At 49.6% G+C, this 18,466-nt stretch carries 14 protein-coding genes; all 14 read left to right on the top strand.

The features are described from left to right. The first annotated feature begins 48 nt into the window (after window positions 1-48). A complete protein-coding gene (locus OCL06_RS06170) occupies window positions 49-1,278 on the top strand; it encodes a spore maturation protein (RefSeq protein WP_262992862.1) in 1,230 nt (409 codons plus the stop codon). Between the two features lie 76 nt (window positions 1,279-1,354). Continuing rightward, window positions 1,355-2,044: an SIMPL domain-containing protein gene (locus OCL06_RS06165; RefSeq protein WP_262992861.1), complete on the top strand. Its 690-nt coding sequence runs from the start codon at window positions 1,355-1,357 to the stop codon at window positions 2,042-2,044. A 12-nt stretch (window positions 2,045-2,056) separates the two neighbouring features. After that, window positions 2,057-2,512 carry a free L-methionine (R)-S-oxide reductase MsrC gene (gene msrC / locus OCL06_RS06160; RefSeq protein WP_262992860.1) on the top strand — a complete coding sequence of 152 codons (456 nt, stop codon included), beginning with the start codon at window positions 2,057-2,059 and terminating at the stop codon, window positions 2,510-2,512. A gap of 3 nt (window positions 2,513-2,515) precedes the next feature. After that, window positions 2,516-2,806, top strand: a complete 291-nt coding sequence (locus OCL06_RS06155) for a hypothetical protein (RefSeq protein WP_262992859.1) — start codon at window positions 2,516-2,518, stop codon at window positions 2,804-2,806. A gap of 18 nt (window positions 2,807-2,824) precedes the next feature. Further along, window positions 2,825-3,493, top strand: a complete 669-nt coding sequence (gene proQ, locus OCL06_RS06150; RefSeq protein ID WP_262992858.1) for an RNA chaperone ProQ — start codon at window positions 2,825-2,827, stop codon at window positions 3,491-3,493. 1 nt (window position 3,494) lies between these two features. Beyond that, window positions 3,495-5,534 carry a carboxy terminal-processing peptidase gene (gene prc, locus OCL06_RS06145; protein WP_262992857.1) on the top strand — a complete coding sequence of 680 codons (2,040 nt, stop codon included), beginning with the start codon at window positions 3,495-3,497 and terminating at the stop codon, window positions 5,532-5,534. Between the two features lie 93 nt (window positions 5,535-5,627). After that, window positions 5,628-6,962 (top strand): sodium-dependent transporter, encoded by a 1,335-nt coding sequence (locus tag OCL06_RS06140; protein ID WP_262992856.1) that lies wholly within the window; start codon window positions 5,628-5,630, stop codon window positions 6,960-6,962. A gap of 32 nt (window positions 6,963-6,994) precedes the next feature. Further along, window positions 6,995-8,467: a Na+/H+ antiporter NhaC gene (gene nhaC / locus OCL06_RS06135; protein WP_262992855.1), complete on the top strand. Its 1,473-nt coding sequence runs from the start codon at window positions 6,995-6,997 to the stop codon at window positions 8,465-8,467. A gap of 22 nt (window positions 8,468-8,489) precedes the next feature. Then, a complete protein-coding gene (pepN, locus tag OCL06_RS06130) occupies window positions 8,490-11,096 on the top strand; it encodes an aminopeptidase N (protein WP_262992854.1) in 2,607 nt (868 codons plus the stop codon). Next, entirely contained in the window at window positions 11,074-11,316 is a 243-nt protein-coding gene (locus tag OCL06_RS06125) for a DUF2835 family protein (protein ID WP_262992853.1), read from the top strand. The genes pepN and OCL06_RS06125 overlap by 23 nt, the downstream gene beginning before the upstream one ends. Before the next feature lie 191 nt (window positions 11,317-11,507). Next, window positions 11,508-13,571, top strand: coding sequence for a DUF1302 domain-containing protein (locus tag OCL06_RS06120; protein WP_262992852.1), 2,064 nt, complete (start codon window positions 11,508-11,510; stop codon window positions 13,569-13,571). 13 nt (window positions 13,572-13,584) lie between these two features. Further along, complete coding sequence (locus OCL06_RS06115) at window positions 13,585-14,952, top strand: DUF1329 domain-containing protein (RefSeq protein ID WP_262992851.1); 1,368 nt, start codon at window positions 13,585-13,587, stop codon at window positions 14,950-14,952. A gap of 80 nt (window positions 14,953-15,032) precedes the next feature. Then, window positions 15,033-16,067 carry a WD40/YVTN/BNR-like repeat-containing protein gene (locus OCL06_RS06110; protein WP_262992850.1) on the top strand — a complete coding sequence of 345 codons (1,035 nt, stop codon included), beginning with the start codon at window positions 15,033-15,035 and terminating at the stop codon, window positions 16,065-16,067. A gap of 7 nt (window positions 16,068-16,074) precedes the next feature. Then, the gene (locus tag OCL06_RS06105; RefSeq protein ID WP_262992849.1) at window positions 16,075-18,402 is read left to right on the top strand and encodes an efflux RND transporter permease subunit; all 2,328 of its coding nucleotides are present in this window, start codon (window positions 16,075-16,077) and stop codon (window positions 18,400-18,402) included. Window positions 18,403-18,466 lie beyond the last annotated feature (64 nt).

Raw genomic sequence — 18,466 nt, 5'->3', positions numbered from 1 at the left:
ATCAAATCCTGTACACTTACCGCCATGGATATTCGTGGTTTAACGTAAATGTTATCGAGAATTTGGCTGTTATTTATTGTCTCAGCATTTGTAGCGGCCTGTTATCAGGCACTGTTTAACGACCAGCCGGGCAGTTTTCAGCAGGTAATGGACGCTGTCACTGCGATGGCTTCTTTAAGTGTTGAAATTGCCATTGGCCTCATAGGAGTACTGGCTTTTTGGCTGGGTATTTTTCGGGTGGCCGAACAGTCAGGTTTGGTGGACCGCATCGCATCGGTGCTGGCGCCATTCCTGTGTCGGGTTATGCCAGATATTCCCCGTCATCACCCGGCGCTGGGTAGTATCACCATGAACATGTCAGCCAATATGCTTGGACTGGATAATGCCGCCACGCCGTTTGGTATTAAAGCCATGCAGGATATGCAATCGCTTGCGCCCCGGAAAGACACGCTGACCAATAGCCAGATCCTGTTCCTGGTTCTGAATACATCATCCGTTACGTTGTTTCCTATCGCGGTTTTTTTATACCGGGCGGAGCAGGGCGCCGCTCAGCCCACGGATGTGTTTGTCCCTATTTTACTCGCGACCAGTGCCTCGACTCTGGTGGGCTTAATCGTGACCTGTCTGGTTCAGCGAACGAATCTGTTAAACCGGGTAATTATGATTTATCTGCTGGCCGCCTTTTCCTTGCTCACGGCCATTGTACTGTATTTCGGCCAACTGGCCTCTGAGGTGCTGGCCAGCCAGTCAGCGGTGGTGGCTAACGTATTGTTATTTTCTTTTATAATTCTGGTGCTGGTCACAGCCTGGCGGCGCGGGGTCAATGGCTATGAAGAGTTTGTAGAAGGTGCCAAGAAAGGGTTTGATGTGGCCATTACCCTTATCCCATACCTTATTGCCATGCTTATTGCTATTGGGATGTTACGCGCCAGCGGTGTATTAGATGGAGTGATGCAAGGCATCGGTAGTCTGGTTGCGTTGCTTGGTTTGGATACCCGGTTTGTGGAAGCTATCCCAACTGCATTAATGAAACCGTTAAGTGGCAGTGGGGCACGTGCCATGATGATTGAAACCATGCAATTCCACGGTGCCGATTCCTTTGCCGGCCGCCTTGCTTCGGTCCTACAGGGATCCACCGAAACAACTTTTTACGTACTCGCCGTATATCTGGGCGCAGTTGGGATTAAGCATTCACGTTATGCGGTAGCCTGCTGCCTGAGTGCAGATCTCGCTGGTATACTCACGGCAATAGGTGTGAGCTACTGGTTTTTCGGCTAATTGCCTGGCGGGGCTATTCAGGACAGATTCAGCCTGTCCCCGTCACGCTGCAGATGTCTGAAACACGGAGAATTATATGAAAAACGTACTTAAATCATGCGCCGCTGCCCTTTTATTAACTGTACCGGCGGCTCAGGTGATGGCTCAGTCCAGCGCAGTGCCAGCGATTCATGTTCAGGGGCAGGGCTCGGTAGCTGTTACCCCAGATGGCTATACAGTCACCTTTATTTTTGAAAACAGCGGTGAAACGGTGGCTAAACTAAGTCAGCGTCTTAACCATGAAGTCGAAGAGGTCGTCGCTTTTTTACAATCTAAGGGTATTGCAGAAACTGACATCCAGTCGATGCAGGTAGGCCTTCATCCCCGGTATGAAAATTCTCCGCAAGGCCGTAAGCAGAGTGGTTTCACCTTAAGCCGTGAGGTGCAGATATCCCACTCTGACATTTCCAGCTATGATATTATTATTGACGGTGTGCTGGCCCGTGGGGTCGATAGAATCCAGAGTTTCCGGTTTACCTCCAGTCAGCAGGACGGGGCCTACGACAAGGCACTGGTAGCCGCTATCAAGGATGCTAAAGCCAGAGCCAGTTTGATGGCGGCTGAGCTTGATGTGGCTTTGGGTAAGGTTTTGACTGTCTCAGAGTCTGGCGGCAATGCGCCGGTCCCCATGATGCATGCCCGGTCAGCAGAGAGTATGTCTGGAGCACTACCAGGTCAGCAACAAGTACAGGCACAGCTGAATGTGTCGTTTTCTATTCAACAGTAATAAGGGGTGGCATTGAAATCACAACAGTACGAACAACTATTGGGACAAGCTCGCAGCCTGGTTAGTGGCGAGTCTGATCTGATCGCAAACATGGCTAATCTCAGTGCATTGTTGTTCAATTACCTTGACGATGTAAATTGGGCCGGCTTCTATCTCTATAAAGATTCACAACTGGTTCTTGGCCCGTTTCAGGGGCAGCCAGCCTGCATCCGCATCCCTATGGGGGCTGGCGTGTGTGGAACTGCCGCCCAAACGGGCGAGGTACAGCGAATTGCTGATGTGCATGCCTTTGAAGGTCACATTGCCTGCGATGCGGCATCTAATTCTGAAATTGTGGTGCCATTGATGGTCAATAATAAGCTGCTCGGTGTGTTAGATATCGATAGCCCCAGTCATGGCAGATTTGATGAAGAAGACGAAAAGGGCCTGGTGGCGATTGCCAACGTGCTAACAGAGAGCCAGCAATAAATTATGAAGTACAGCGTAGATATCCAGGTGGTGCTATCCACACCAGAAGATATGAACGATGTTCATGAAGATCCGTATGAAGCTTCAGACCGGTTGAATTTTATTCTTCATGCTGCCTACGACCGGGCGGAAGAAGAGATAGAAACTGAGCGTCTTGAACGAATTTTGCACTTTTGCTGGGAATCATGGCAGCGAGACAGCAATTTAATGGATATTGAAGACGATGAATTGCTCGATTGGGTTGACCACACGCTGGCAACTTGGGATGATTCGGACAATAACGAATTATATTGACCATATTAGATATCATTAATGGAATCACCAGAGAAGTTTAAAAGCAGTAAGGAAGTCATTGCCTTTCTTGCACAGACATTCCCAAACTGTTTTTCAGTGGAAGGCGAAGCTCAACCACTGAAAATTGGAATATTTCAGGATTTGGCCAGCCGGCTCGAAGAGGATGAGCGTGTCAGCAAAACGATGCTGCGCTCGACGCTGCGCCACTACACCAACAGTTGGCGCTACCTGCACAGCATTAAAGAGGGGGCCCACCGGGTCGATCTCGACGGCAACCCTGGCGACGTGATTGAGAAAGAACACGCCGACCATGCCCGCCAGCAGCTGGAAGAAAGTAAAGCGAAGGCTGCTGAAAAGCGTAAAGCAAGGCAGCAGGCGTCGCCCAAAGCACAGAATAAACGTCCCCCTGGTCGTCAAAATGGCGATTCGCCCCAGGCGAAGCCAAAATCTGATGGCGACCGTGGAACTAAACCGAAAATTAACAGACCAAATAAGACACCGCCTGCAAAGTTGACTGATGAAGATCTGAAGCAAGGTACGGCAGTAACCGTCAAATTGGGCAAAGCGCCTATGCCAGCGGTCATTACTGAAATTGCTAAAGACGGTATTCATGTGCAACTTGATTCAGGCATGGTCGTCAAAGTCACTCCAGAGGCTTTACGTTTGGCTCGTTCCAAGAGGTCGTAAAATGAAAGATATCCTACGAATTTCCATTGCCAGTGCCTTCCTTTCAGTAGGTGTAGGCGCAGGCGCTGTGACATCCACCCCTGATGTTGAAAACCTGCCGGTATTACAACAGGAAACACAGCATAGTGTGGCGGCAAAGCGCGTCAGCGCATTATTTACCCGCGCCCACTATAAGGAAATTTCGTTGGATGATGCTTTATCCGGAGAAATTTTCGCCCGTTATCTTGAATCCTTAGATCACAACAAACAGGTCATGCTGAAGTCAGATATTGAGGAATTCAAAGAGTACAAAGATGACTTCGATGATGCGTTAAGTCGCGGCAATTTAAGTATTGCCTACGACATGTACAACAAAAGCGCTCAGCGTCGTATTGAACGGTTTGAATACGCGCTGAGTCTGCTGGAAGAACCTTTCGACTTCGAGAAAGAAAACGACAAGTTTTACTACGATCGTGAAGAAGCAGAGTGGCCTGAAACCAAAGCTGAGTTGAATGAACTCTGGCGTCAGCGTGTCAAATACGATGCGCTTAATCTCGTTTTAGCTGATAAGACCTGGGAAGAAGCCAAAGAACTCCTTGAGAAACGCTATAACCGGGCTATCAAACGCCTGAAGCAGGCACAAAGCGAGGACGTGTTTCAGACTGTGATGAATTCTTTTGCCCGCAGTATTGAGGCGCATACCAGTTACCTGTCACCGCGCAATGCAGATCGCTTCCAGATGGAAATGAATCTGTCTTTTGAAGGCATCGGTGCTGTATTACAGAGCGAAGAAGACTACACCGTAATAAAAAGTATCGTTCCCGGCGGCCCGGCGGACAAATCTGATGCCCTTAAGCCTGAAGACAAAATTGTCGGCGTGGCCCAGGATGACGAAGAGTTTGTCGATGTCATCGGTTGGCGTCTCGATGAAGTGGTGGAACTGATCAAAGGGCCGAAAGGCAGTACGGTTCGTTTGCAGGTGCAAAAAGGCGCCACAGAAACGAAAAGTATGTCCGTGGTCAGTCTTACCCGGGACAAGATTAAACTGGAAGATCGTGCAGCTAAATCTGAGGTGTACGTACCTGATACCGGTCCCCATGCCGGCGAGAAGTTGGGTGTGATAACCATCCCCAGCTTCTACAACAACCTGCATGCGGACGTCAAAAAAGAGCTCGACGCGTTGAAGAAGCAGGACGTCAAAGGCGTGATTGTAGATTTACGTGGCAACGGCGGCGGTTCTCTCACTGAAGCGACGCTGCTTACCGGCCTGTTTATTGAGAAAGGCCCGGTAGTACAGATCCGCTACGGTGAAGGCAAGGTGAGCGTAAACCGGGATACTGATGGTCTGGTATCCTACGATGGTCCGCTTACCGTGCTGGTTGACCGCTACAGTGCGTCAGCATCAGAAATTTTTGCTGCGGCTATGCAGGATTACAACCGTGCGCTAATCATTGGCGAGCAAACCTTTGGTAAGGGGACTGTTCAGCAGCACCGCGGTCTGGGACGTATTTATGACTTGTACGACAACCCATTAGGAAGCGTACAGTTCACGATTGCTAAATTCTACCGTATCGATGGTGGCAGTACGCAGCACAAAGGTGTGGTGCCGGACATTTTGTATCCTTCAGCCATCGATCCGGCCGAGTGGGGCGAAAGTCAGGAAGATACTGCACTACCCTGGGACAGCATTAACCGGGCAAACTACACCACCTTTGGTGACGGTAAGAATGCCCTGGATGTGCTGACCGCAAAGCATAACAAGCGCATTATGCAGGATCCTGAATTCGCCTATATCTATGAAGACATAGACGAATACAATGAAAATAAAGATCGTAAATATATTTCGCTGGTGAAGTCAGAGCGCATTGCCGAAAAGGAAGAGGCGCAGGAAAAAGAACTGGCACGCACCAATGAGCGTCTGAAACGACTAGGCAAAGCGCCCATTGAAAAAATGGAGGATCTGCCTGAGGATATAGAAGAAGTGGATCCGTTCCTCGATGAGGCGGCAAACATAACCTACGACCTCATCGAAACAGGAAAGTACGCGATCACACAAAATTAAAATAATGTGTAAGAGGGCTGGTGTAACGCCAGCCCTTTTTTTATGTCTGCAAAAATAAAATCCAGATAAAACAATAATAAAAGGGCGTTAGTCATGGCTATCAGAGGCGAGTTTTCCTCTCGGATTGGGTTTGTACTGGCTGCGGCAGGTTCTGCAGTAGGACTGGGTAACATTTGGGGCTTCCCTACCAAAGTGGCGAGCAACGGGGGGGCTGCCTTTGTGCTTGTCTATTTGTTGCTGGCATTTGTACTGGCTTACCCGGTATTAATGGCGGAGCTGATTATCGGGCGGTCGACCCGCTCGAACATGGTCGATGCGCTGGGTAAGATTTCGAATAGCTGGATGGGCCGGGCCACCGGTGTGTGGGGCGGGGTAACCGTCGCGCTGATCCTGTCCTTCTATGCCATAGTCGGCGGTTGGATGTTGGTGTACTTTGCCGACTCTGCGGTAAACGTGGTAGGCATGGAAGCAGCGTCCGACTGGCTGTTAGAAAGCTCTGTGTTGCGGGATGTGCTGTTCTGTGCAGTGTTCCTGGTACTGACCTCCCTTATTGTCATCGGTGGTGTGAAGTCGGGCATTGAAAAATGGTCTGTTCGACTGATGCCTACACTGGTAGTTATTATTGTTGCGCTGATTGTTTATGTCAGTTTTCAGCCCGGTGCGGTTGAAGGCTGGAGTGCTTATCTGGTACCTGACTTTTCACAAATAATGAATCCGGACCTGTTGATTAGCGCAATGGGCCAGGCATTCTTTTCAATGTCACTGGGTGTGGGCACCATGCTGGTGTATGGCTCCTATGTCAGTAAAAACGAAAACCTGCCCACTCTGGGCGCATCCGTAGCCCTGGTGGATATTGGTGTCGCGGTCATTGCCGGTATGCTGATTATTCCGTCCATGTATGTGGCACTGAATAACGGGGTAGAAATTTTCACCGCTGACGGCGCACTTATTCAGGGTGATACACTTATCTTTAAAGTATTGCCGGCGTTATTCGATACTATCGGGACAGTCGGACTGTTAGTGGCATTCGCCTTCTTCGCGTTAATGGTTATCGCGGCGGTAACTTCATCTATTTCCATGCTTGAAGTACCCGTTGCTTACCTTGTGGAAAGTAAAGGGTTGGCGCGTAAGCGCGCCGTTTGGACGGTTACTACGGTCATCTTTGTTGCCAGTTCGGTCATCATCTTTAATTTCGAACAGCTGTTCGGACTTGTCATTGCGCTTACAACTCAATACAGTCAGCCTCTGCTTGGATTGGCACTGTGTATATTTGCTGGCTGGGTATGGCGCCGCGATGCAATTTTGCAGGAACTGCGGCAGGGCAATGAGGATATTGAAAGTGGTTGGTTCTGGAAAATCTGGCCTTGGTATGTCCGCTTTGTTTGTCCGGTCATTATTTTCATCATGTTTTATCGCTCCGTTGTGTAACGCCAGCGCGTAATAGGAAAATAATTATAACAATGAGTAATTCTATAAAATCTCCTACATTGAGTGACGCTCTGATCCCCATTTTTGCACTTATCGTGATGATGAGTGGATCGGTATATTTGTTCGGTGACGGCTCTTCGTACGGGCCCAACCAGATTGCCTTACTATTGGGTATGGGACTGGCCGCCATCATTGGCATGAAAAACGGCCACAGCTGGAAGTCCATTGAAAAGGGCATTATCAGTGGCATATCCATGGCGCTGGGTGCATGTCTGATTTTGCTGGCAGTAGGCTCGTTGATTGGTACCTGGATGCTGGCAGGCACGGTCCCGACACTGATTTATTATGGTTTGGAGCTGCTCAACCCGTCACTGTTTTATTCGGCCACTTGCCTCATCTGCGCGGTGGTGGCGATGAGCATTGGTAGCTCATGGACTACCGCGGCTACTGTCGGTGTGGCGTTAATGGGCGTGGCGTCGGGCATGGACATGTCAGCGGCGATCACCGCTGGCGCCGTTGTTTCGGGCTCGTATTTTGGTGATAAGATTTCGCCTTTATCAGAAACGACCAACCTGGCGCCGGCAGTGGCTGGAACAGATCTGTTTGAACATATTCGTTACATGATGTGGACGACTGTCCCCAGCTTCATTATTGCCCTGATCCTGTTTATGGTGCTGGGCTTTAGCGAGTCCGGTTCGGCCACCGCGGCGCGTATAGAACAGATGCAATCACTGCTGGATAACTCCTTCAGCCTGGGCTGGCATTTACTTATTCCTTTACTGGTGTTGTTAACACTGGCCATTAAAAAAATGCCTGCCTTTCCGGCGGTATCGATTGGTGCAATTCTCGGTGGGATCTGGGCAATTTTATTTCAGCCCGAGGTGATTACCAGCATGAGTAATACCGATGATTCGGCAGCGGTCGCCAGCATCAAAGTAGTTTGGACTGCATTATTTGACGGTGTCAATTTTGCAACATCCGACGACAATCTCAATGATTTGCTCAGCCGCGGCGGGATGTCTTCCATGCTTAATACCATCTGGCTGATTATCTGTGCAATGTCGTTTGGCGCGGTACTGGAAAAAGTCGGCCTGCTTAAGCGTGTGGTCAGTGCAATTCTGAAAGGCGCGAAATCTGCCGGTGACATGATAAGCCGGACTATCCTTACCTGTATTGGCACCAACCTGGTTACTGCCGACCAGTACATGGCTATCGTTATGCCGGGCCGCATGTACAAAGAAGAATTTTCCAAGCGTGGCCTTCACCAGTTGAATTTGTCACGCAGTTTGGAAGACGGCGGGACCCTGACTTCGCCATTGATCCCATGGAATACTTGTGGTGCCTATATGCACGGCGTATTAATGGTGCACCCTTTCGAATACATCTTCTACGCGTTCTTCAACGTAATTAACCCTATTCTGGCGGTGATATACGCGTATCTGGGCGTCAAAATTCTTAAATTGGACCCGCCCTTCACCGAGCGTGAGAATGAGGGTAACGCGTAGTATTCTCTAACAAGGAGCAACTATGTCTGTACAGGTTAAACGTCGGGCGGATTATCAACCGCCCGCATTCAGCATTTCAACGGTAACGCTGAATATATATTTACATCCCACCAAGACCCGCGTGGTCAGTCAGCTTCAGGTTAAGAGAGAAGGTGCGGCAGACGCACCCTTGGTACTTGATGGTGAGAAACTTTCTTTAACGTCGGTCGCTATAGATGGCGCTACGGTCTCATCGCCTGAAGTCTCCGACACTACGCTTACGTTGCGTGATGTGCCTGACCAGTTTTCGCTGGAAATCGAAACAGAAATCGACCCGGACAATAACAAGGCGCTGGAAGGCCTTTACCGTTCTGCCGGGGTGTTTTGTACCCAGTGTGAAGCCGAAGGCTTCCGTCGTATTACTTACTTTCTGGATCGTCCGGACGTGCTGGCGGTATACCGGGTAACCTTACATGGCGATAAGGCCACGTTACCGACTATGCTGGCCAACGGTAATCTGGTTGAGCGGGGTGAAAATGCAGACGGTACCCACTGGGTTACCTGGCACGACCCGTATCCAAAACCCAGCTACCTGTTTGCGGTGGTCGCCGGCGACTTTGATTTACTTACCGACTCTTACACCACCATGAGTGGCAAACAGGTTGCACTTGAGCTTTACGTTGATAAAGGAAAGCGGGACCGGGGTCAGTTCGCACTGGACTCACTGAAGCGGGCAATGAAATGGGATGAAGAGACTTTTGGTCTGGAATATGACCTGGATATTTACATGATTGTGGCCGTCGATTTCTTCAATATGGGCGCCATGGAAAATAAAGGTCTGAACATCTTTAACAGTAAGTTCGTGCTGGCTGATCAGGCTACGGCCACCGACGACGATTTCTTTAATGTAGAGTCGGTCATTGCGCATGAATACTTCCACAACTGGACAGGTAACCGGGTCACCTGCCGGGACTGGTTTCAACTGAGTCTCAAAGAAGGGTTAACGGTATTCCGTGATCAGCAGTTTAGCGCTGACATGACCTCGCCATTGAGCAACCGAGTTAAGCACGTCCGGGTAATGCGCGAGCATCAGTTTGCCGAAGACGCCAGTGCCATGAGTCATCCCATACGTCCTGATGAAGTGATGGAAATGAACAACTTCTATACCGTGACAGTGTATGACAAAGGGGCAGAGGTGATCCGCATGTTCCATACGTTGCTCGGAGCAGAAGCGTTCCGTAAAGGTATGGATGAATATTTCCGTCGCCATGACGGCCAGGCAGTTACCTGTGACGATTTCATTGCTGCCATGCAATTTGCGACCGATCTCGATCTGACCCAGTTCGCCCGGTGGTACAGTCAGTCTGGTACGCCAGAGTTGTCGGTAGAGAGTGAGTATTCGAAAGAGCAGGGGCGTCATACATTTCGTTTAACGCAACGCACGAAACCTACTGCTGACCAACAGGAAAAACTGCCGTTATATATGCCTGTTGCTATTGAGCTTATCGATAAGCAGGGTATTCACTATCAGGACAACGAGGGACTGATTAACAATGGCTTGCTGATACTTGCTGATGAGCAAGTTGAATTCACAGTAGATGCCGACGTTGCCGAATTAACACCAGTATTACTTGGTAGTTTTTCGGCACCTGCCAGGGTGAATAACAACTTATCGCCTACAGATTGTCTGACGATCTTTAAGTATGCCCATGACGACTTTAACCGCTGGGACGCATTACAGCAGCTGTACGACTGGTGCATTGCTCAGTATGAAACTGGTCACCCTGAGCGTATTAGTAAAGAAATCTGGTCTGGGCTTAAGTCGGTAATTGAAGCTGAACAGGACAATGCAGAATTACTCGGTGAGTGCCTGGTTGTGCCCAGTTTTGAAACCCTGTGTCAGACGCGCGCCGATATCGATGTGGCTTCATTACACGCCGCGCGGGAAGCATTTTGCCAGGCGTTCGCTGAAATGCTGGAGCCACAACTGGCCGCGCTGTATGCCCGCTGTGAAACCCAGCACTATGTTTACGAACAGGAAGCGGTAAACGCGCGTCGTTGCAGAAACGTGGTATTGGCCCACTTAGCGCGTTTAACAACGCATATCGACACCGTCCAGCAACACTTCAGTAGCTCAGACAACATGACCGATACGCTGGGTGCGCTGCGAGCCTCTCAGTATGGGGAGAACGATGTGTTTGAACAGCTGATGGCTGAGTTTGAAAGCGTCTGGAAACACGATCCGCTGGTGCTGGACAAGTGGTTTGCGCTGCACGCGACACAACCTCGGGAAGACATCCTGGCGCATATCAGCATGCTGAAAGAACACCCGCAGTTCAGTACCAGTAACCCAAACCGGGTACGCGCATTGATCGGCAGTTTTGCTTTTTACAACAGTACCGGTTTCCATGCTGCCGATGGCAGTGGCTATAAGTTTGTAACTGACTACTTGCTGACGCTGGATAAAACCAACCCTCAGGTTGCCGCGCGTATCGTTACCCCGTTAACGCAATGGCACCAATACGCAGTATCGCATCAGGAACAAATGAAAACACAGTTGGCGAGACTCCTGAATGAAAAAGGGCTTAGTCGTGATCTGTTCGAAAAAGTGAGTAAGAGCCTCGCTTATGACAAACATACTGCCAACTGATAAAGTTTATTTTTTCTCAATCTCAGTGCCTTACCACATGTGTGAGGCACTGTACCAGTCTCCGAACCCTGCGGTCGTTCTGACTGCTGAAAACGGAGTAAGAGTACAGGTTCCTACCTCAAGGTTACGCCAATTCATTGGCTCAAATGGTGTTAATGGCCGGTTCCGCATGGTCGTGAACGCTAAAAATAAAATAAGAAGTTTCGAAAGGATTCGTTAAGGCGCCGTTCAATTTTTGTTCATAAAAGAGAAAGTACAATTAACTCTCTGAAAGGACACATTTTCTTTTAAATGTTAACTGGTACGATTTGTTCTTGCGATTCCTTCAAAATGATGTAATCATTTTGTTAATCACTATGGTTGGTCTTTACGTCTGCGCACGCATCGCGTTGACTTAGGAGAATAAAAATTATGACAAACAGGCCTCGCGCGTTCAAAAAGTCGCCCATTGCGACAGGTGTTCTTGCCCTCTTAGGTGCAGCGACCCTGCCAGCACAGGCGGCCAGTTGGGATTTTGGTGATGTAAGTGTCACGCTGGACTCTAACATTACCCTTGCGACCAGTATCCGTACTGAAGACAGGGATTTCGACCTGATTGGTAACAGTAACCACCCCCAGTTTGACTGGAGCGGATATAATGCTGCGACCAATGTCATCTATCCTAGTGCAGATGTTTGGGCACTTGCCGATGGGGGATACTCTACTAACGGTGATCTGGGCAACCTTGCGCACGATCCCGGCGAAGAGTTTTCTACTCAGATATCCGGTAACCATGAACTTGACGTCAACTTTGGCGATTACGGCTTCTTTGCCCGGGGTTTCTGGTTCTACGATTTCGAACAGATGAATAAGGAACGCGACTACGCGAACCCTATAACTGGCCAGTCATATGATTTGTGTTCAGATCCGGAAGCCAAAGACTTACTGTGTCAGGACATTCGGTTGCTGGACGCTTTCTTCTATGGCGACTGGTGGGTGGGTGACAAGCCACTGACGGTCCGTATTGGTCAGCAAGTGATTAGCTGGGGTGAGAGCACGTTCATTCAGCACGGCATAAATACCACCAACCCGGTCGATGTCACCCGCGCTCGTGCGCCTGGCGCGGAACTGAAAGAAGTATTTATTCCGGTAGGTATGGTCTTCGCCTCTCTGGGTGTAAGCGACACGGTCAGTATTTCTGGTTATTACCAGTACGAGTGGGAACGCAGCTGGTTACCCGTAGCGGGAAGCTATTTTGCTACCAACGACTTTGCCGGTGAAGGTGGTCAGTCAAATAATATTCAGCTTGGTTTCTCAGGAAACCCGGACATTGACCTGGATCATCTGCTGGCTTCATTGAATGGACTGGGCGATGCATTGCGCGCCGGCGCTGATCCCAGCCAAATTTCGCAGGCTTATCTGGCGTACCCCACCAAAGTGGCGATTCGTGGTTACTCTGATGACGCGCACAATGATGCAGATGACCAGGGGCAATATGGTTTACGTTTAACCTGGTTTGCAGAAATGCTGAACCAGTCAGAGCTGAGTTTTTACCACATTAATTACCATAGCCAGCGTCCACTGATTTCAGGTAAAACTTCTGATTTTACTGCCGCAGGTATTGGTGCCGATTTAGGTATGCTGGCACAAACCCAGATTACCCGCGACAACATTACTGACCTAAGAGCCTTCACCGAAGCGCAGTTTTATTATCCTGAAGATATCAAACTATACGGTTTCAGCTTTAATACCAACGTAGGTACTACAGCCTTGGCAGGGGAGTTCGCGTATCGGGTAGACGAACCACTGCAAATTGACGACGTAGAGTTACTTTACATGGGTATGCCGGAGCAGCTTGCCAATGCAGGTCTTCGCCCGGATCTTGAGGGTATTTCACAACTTAATAATATTGGTCGTGCAGCAGGCCCGGGTGAAACCGCGCAAGGTTATCTGTTCTCAGATACCTGGCAGGCTCAGTTCACTGCATCCCACGTATTTGGCCCGGCCATGGGGACCGATAACTTTATATTGCTGGGTGAAGTTGGCTACGTAAATGTTGTCGACTTCCCGGATCCCGATGTTATTCGCCTGAACGCACCGGGTACATCCAGAACACCTTCACTGGAGCCTACGCCTGACGGTAATACCCGTGAGGGATTACATACGGGTCTTTCAAATGGTCCAGAGGAAAATCCGTTTGCGACTGATGACGCATGGGGATACCGGTTATTAGCGGTAGCGGACTTCAATAACGTGTATTCCGGCATCAACTTGCGTACCCGGGCGACCTTCGCACATGATGTGAGCGGTACCACGCCTGATCCGCTGTTTTTATTCACCGAAGACACCAAATCAGCCAGTGTGGCCTTTACGTTCGATTATCTGAGTAAATGGTCTGCTACCGCATCTTACAGTGCGTTCTGGGGCGGTATTGGCACAACCAATGCGCTTGCCGATCGTGACTTCGTTTCATTCAATATCAAGTATTCAATCTAATAGAGTGGTGTATATGATTAGGAAAGTAGGAATAATTGCTGCCGCCCTGTCACTGGCATTGTCAGGTACAAGTGTGTTGGCAAAAGTCTCTGACGAAGAGGCCAAAAAACTCGGAAATGAACTTACACCACTGGGCGCCGAAAAAGCGGCCAATGCCGACGGTAGTATCCCTGCGTGGACAGGTGGTATTACTGCAGCGCCGGCTGGTTACTCAGTGGGTGATCATCACCCGGACCCTTATCCGGACGATAAAGTACTGTTCGAAATTACGGCAAAGAACTACCAGGAATATGCCGACATGTTGTCGGAAGGACAGAAAAAACTGTTCGAAGCATACCCTGAAACTTTCCGTATGCCGGTATATAAAACCCGTCGTTCCGCGTCTAATCCGCAGGATATCTATGACGCAACGAAAGCAAATGCGACACGGGCTGAGTTACTGGACGGCGGCAACGGTATAAAAGGCGCTGCAGTTGGCATTCCGTTCCCCATTCCGCAGAATGGTTTAGAAGCAATCTGGAACCACATTTTGCGTTACCGTGGCGAAGCGGTACAACGTAATGGTGGTCAGGCAGCGGTAACGTCGTCCGGTGACTACAATGTTATTGGTTTCGATGAACAGCTGTTAATCCAGTATGCCAAAGAGGGAATTACGCCTGAGCAGTTGGTTGAAGACAACATCCTGTTCATGTTTAAACAGAAAGTAACTGAACCAGCACGCCTGGCCGGTACTGCGCTGTTGGTACATGAAACTGTTGACCAGATTAAAGAGCCTCGTAAGGCATGGACCTACAACACAGGTCAGCGTCGTGTTCGTCTGGCCCCCAATATTGCTTACGATACGCCAGGGACTGCCGCAGATGGTCTGCGTACGACCGATGACTTCGACATGTTCAACGGTTCACCGAACCGCTACAACTGGGAGCTGAAAGGTAAACAGGAAATGTTCGTGGCATACAATAACTATGCACTGCATTCTGATGAGGTTAGCTACTCAGATATCCTGAAGCCAAATCATATTAACCCCGACCTGACTCGCTGGGAAAAGCACCGTGTATGGGTGGTTGAAGCGACGCTGAAAGATGGCTTCCGTCATGTTTACCAGAAGCGGGTGTTCTTCATCGACGAAGACAGCTGGCAAATTCAGGTAGCTGATATGTATGATAATCGTGGTGAATTATACCGGGTTGGCATTGCGTACGGCATAAACTACTATGATGTCCCTACACAATGGTCTACGCTTGATGTGTATCATGACCTGAACTCACGTCGTTACCTGGCTATTGGTCTGGATAACGAAGAGTCGATGTACGACTTCTCCATTCGTCCAAAGGATCGGGAGTTTACGCCCCAGGCGTTACGTCGCGAAGGCATGCGGTAATTGCCCAAGTTAAGAAAACGGTTGGCATTGCCAACCGTTTTTGTTTAGACAGCATGAAAAGTTATAGGAAGTAAAGTCATATGAGAAAGGCCCTTGCAGCGTGTTTGGCTGCATCTTTAAGCCTGGGCGCGGTCGCTGAAGAAGCATTTATTGCTCCTCTCGTAGAGCAGTCGGTTTTGCTGGACATTGCGGCGACTGATTATGTGGTAATTGTTGGTGAACGTGGCCACCTTTTGCTTTCTGAAGATGGCGATGCATTTCGTCAGTTACCGGTTCCCACTCAGTCTACGCTGACCGCCACCACCATCCAGGGTGACAATATCTGGGCGGTAGGCCACGACGCGGTTATTCTGCATTCTGCCGATAGGGGCAAGACCTGGGAAGTTCAGAATTTCGAACCCGAGCTCCAGCGCCCGTTTCTGGATGTATTATTTTTTAATGCGCAGGAGGGTATAGCCGTTGGTGCCTATGGATTGTTTTATCGCACCACCGATGGTGGTGAGTCCTGGCAAGCAGAACGGCACGCCAGCCTGTTAGACCCACTTGACCGGGAATATCTGGAAGACATTCGTGAAGAAGACCCGGATTTCTATCAACAGGAACTCAATTCTATTTTGCCTCACATTAACCGGGTAACACTCGATGACGGTGTGATTTACCTGGCAGGCGAAGCAGGGTTGCTTGCCTACAGTAACAACCGTGGTCAGGATTGGGAGCGCTATGAGGTTGACTACACCGGGTCGTTTTTTGACGTCCGCCCACTGGACGCCTCCACGGTGTTAGCGGTTGGCTTACGTGGCAACATGTTCGTCATGCGCCAGAATAATAACTGGCAATACGTGAATACCTGTTCCACGAGTACACTGAATTCCATTTACGTTGCCAGTGACAACCGTGTTGTAGCGCTGGGAAATAATGGGATGTTGATCTCCGCTGAGCGGCCATTGCCGGTCAGTGAGAACGACCCGTACGCAACAAACACCCGGTGTGAACCCGCTGCCGGAATCTCTACCCGTCAGGTGGAAGACAAAGCCGCACTGTTAAACGCAGTGCAATTTAACGGCGTTACCCTGGCGGTATCGGCGAACGGCATTAAAAAAATGTATTTAAAATAAGAGTATTATGTCGAGCATCACTCAGCTAATTGAAAAGATCATATTTTCAAATCGGAAGGTTGTTGTCGCATTGTTTGCACTGGCAACAATTTTTCTTGGTTTCCAGGCTTCTCAAATGCGTCTTGACGCAGGATTCGAGAAGAACATCCCTCTAAATCATGAATACATGCAAACCTATATGGAGCACCGGAAGGATTTCGGTGGGGCGAACAACATATTGGTGTCTGTGTGTGACAAGAACGGTAATATTTATAACCAGAATTTTTTCGACACTTTAAAGAACGTCCACGACCAGCTGTTTTTTATAAACGGTGTTGACCGTTCTCTGGTTATCTCCCTGTTTTCACCCTCAACCCGCTTCACTGAAATTGTGGAAGGGGGCTTTGCTGGCGGTCCGGTCATCCCGGCCGATTTCGACTCATCAAATCCACGCGCCCTTGACCTGGTTGCCGCCAACGTAGAAAAAGCCAACATAGTTGGCCGGCAGGTGTCGAGTGACTATTCCTGTGCAATGGTTACCGCCCAGCTTCTCGATTTAAACCCGCAAACGGGTGAGCCGTTAGATACACTGGCCTTTGCCGGCGAACTTGAAAAGCAGCTTCGTGATCAATACGAAAGCGATGATATCTCTATACATATCATTGGTTTCGCGAAAATGATCGGAGATGTGGCTGACGGCGCAAAAGACGTGGTGCTGTTCTTTGCTATCGCTATCGCCATTACCGGCATTATGGTGTTCTTCTTCTGTCGTAGTCTGATGCTGACCGTACTGCCATTACTTTGCTCGGTAATTGCGGTGGTATGGCAGTTAGGCCTGCTAACTGTGCTGGGCTTCGGCATGGACCCCATGTCTATTCTGGTTCCCTTCCTGGTCTTCGCGATTGGCGTGAGTCATGGCGTGCAAATGATCAATGCGGTTGAGAAAAAAGCCGTCGGTGGAGTAGGAGCAAAACGGGCCGCCATGGGCGCATTCCGCAGCTTGTTAGTCCCGGGCGGAATCGCGCTGTTGTCTGATACCGTTGGCTTTATGACGCTGCTGGTTATTGATATTGGCATTATTCGCGAACTGGCTATCACTGCCAGCCTGGGTGTGGCCGTTATCATCCTGACTAACCTGCTGTTACTGCCGGTACTCATGAGCTTCCTGAAGCTGGATGATGATTACATCAGTAAGTTTGAAGGCAAAGAGCGTAAACACGAAGCGTTCTGGAACGCGGTTGCAGCCTGTTCCAGAAAAGGGCCTGCCAGTATGATCCTGCTGGTAACCGGGGTGTTATTTGTATTCGGCTATATGCAGTCACAAAATATGAAAATTGGCGACTTGCATGCTGGGGCGCCCGCATTACATGAATCGTCACGGTATAACCAGGACACCTTCCTGATCACCGACAAGTATGAAGTGACCGTGGATTATATTTCCATTCTCGTGGAAACCACTCCAGAGGCGTGTACCTCACACAGTGTTATGAAAGCCATGGACGACTTCCAGTGGAAAATGGAAAACGTTCCGGGCGTGCAGTCCTCAGTATCACTGGCGTCAGTCGCGAAAACCGTGAATGCAGGGTATAACGAAGGCAACGTGAAGTGGCAGGTCTTACCCCGCAATCAGCAAACCCTGGTGCAGGCTATCTCACGGGTGCCTACCTCTTCAGGGCTGTTAAACGGTAATTGTTCAGTCATGCCCATTATCCTGTTTATGGAAGACCACAAAGCTGAAACCATTTCCCGTGTAGTGGATGCGGTGAAGATGTACCGTGACCAATATGAAACTGATGATATGACGTTCAGCTTAGCCTCTGGTCCGGTGGGCGTTATGGCCGCTACCAACGAAGCGGTGAAAGCGGCGCAAACACCGATGATGATGTATGTATTCGGTGCCGTTATTGCACTGTGCCTAATCAGCTTCCGGTCGGTACGCGCTACCCTGGTGGTGGTTATCCCGCTGTACGTTGTGTCGGTACTGGCACAAGCATTAATGACCTACCTGCAAATAGGTCTTACCGTGTCTACGTTGCCGGTTATCGCATTGGGCGTGGGCATCGGTGTTGACTATGGTATCTATATTCTGTCTACCAAGAGTCTGGCGCTTAAGCAAGGTGCCACCGTTCAGCAGGCCTATCTGGCGGCGCTCAAAGAGCGGGGCAGTGCAGTGCTGTTTACCGGTATTACACTGGCGATTGGGGTGAGCACCTGGGTGTTCTCGTCCCTCAAATTCCAGATGGACATGGGCATACTGTTAACCTTTATGTTTGTGGTTAATATGCTCGGTGCCATTATCGTTCTGCCGGCACTGGCCCGTTTCCTTTGGTGGAACCGCAACGACCCTGATGCTTAATAAATTATTTTTGCATAGCTAATCAGAAAAAAGGGCCTTTGGGCCCTTTTTTATAGGCCATTTC

Origin of the sequence: Alteromonas salexigens (assembly GCF_025628895.1) — a bacterium.
In the GTDB taxonomy this organism is placed as follows: Bacteria; Pseudomonadota; Gammaproteobacteria; order Enterobacterales; family Alteromonadaceae; genus Alteromonas; species Alteromonas salexigens.
Note: the sequence above shows the minus strand (reverse complement) of the source record. Positions and strands in the feature narration are given on the sequence as shown.

Coding starts and splice junctions, on each gene's coding strand:
- OCL06_RS06155 (WP_262992859.1), top strand. CDS start 2,516: ATGAAGTACAGCGTAGATATCCAGGTGGTGCTATCCACACCAGAAGAT.
- OCL06_RS06165 (WP_262992861.1), top strand. CDS start 1,355: ATGAAAAACGTACTTAAATCATGCGCCGCTGCCCTTTTATTAACTGTA.
- OCL06_RS06170 (WP_262992862.1), top strand. CDS start 49: ATGTTATCGAGAATTTGGCTGTTATTTATTGTCTCAGCATTTGTAGCG.
- OCL06_RS06125 (WP_262992853.1), top strand. CDS start 11,074: ATGACAAACATACTGCCAACTGATAAAGTTTATTTTTTCTCAATCTCA.
- OCL06_RS06120 (WP_262992852.1), top strand. CDS start 11,508: ATGACAAACAGGCCTCGCGCGTTCAAAAAGTCGCCCATTGCGACAGGT.
- pepN (WP_262992854.1), top strand. CDS start 8,490: ATGTCTGTACAGGTTAAACGTCGGGCGGATTATCAACCGCCCGCATTC.
- OCL06_RS06115 (WP_262992851.1), top strand. CDS start 13,585: ATGATTAGGAAAGTAGGAATAATTGCTGCCGCCCTGTCACTGGCATTG.
- OCL06_RS06110 (WP_262992850.1), top strand. CDS start 15,033: ATGAGAAAGGCCCTTGCAGCGTGTTTGGCTGCATCTTTAAGCCTGGGC.
- nhaC (WP_262992855.1), top strand. CDS start 6,995: ATGAGTAATTCTATAAAATCTCCTACATTGAGTGACGCTCTGATCCCC.
- proQ (WP_262992858.1), top strand. CDS start 2,825: ATGGAATCACCAGAGAAGTTTAAAAGCAGTAAGGAAGTCATTGCCTTT.
- OCL06_RS06140 (WP_262992856.1), top strand. CDS start 5,628: ATGGCTATCAGAGGCGAGTTTTCCTCTCGGATTGGGTTTGTACTGGCT.
- prc (WP_262992857.1), top strand. CDS start 3,495: ATGAAAGATATCCTACGAATTTCCATTGCCAGTGCCTTCCTTTCAGTA.
- OCL06_RS06105 (WP_262992849.1), top strand. CDS start 16,075: ATGTCGAGCATCACTCAGCTAATTGAAAAGATCATATTTTCAAATCGG.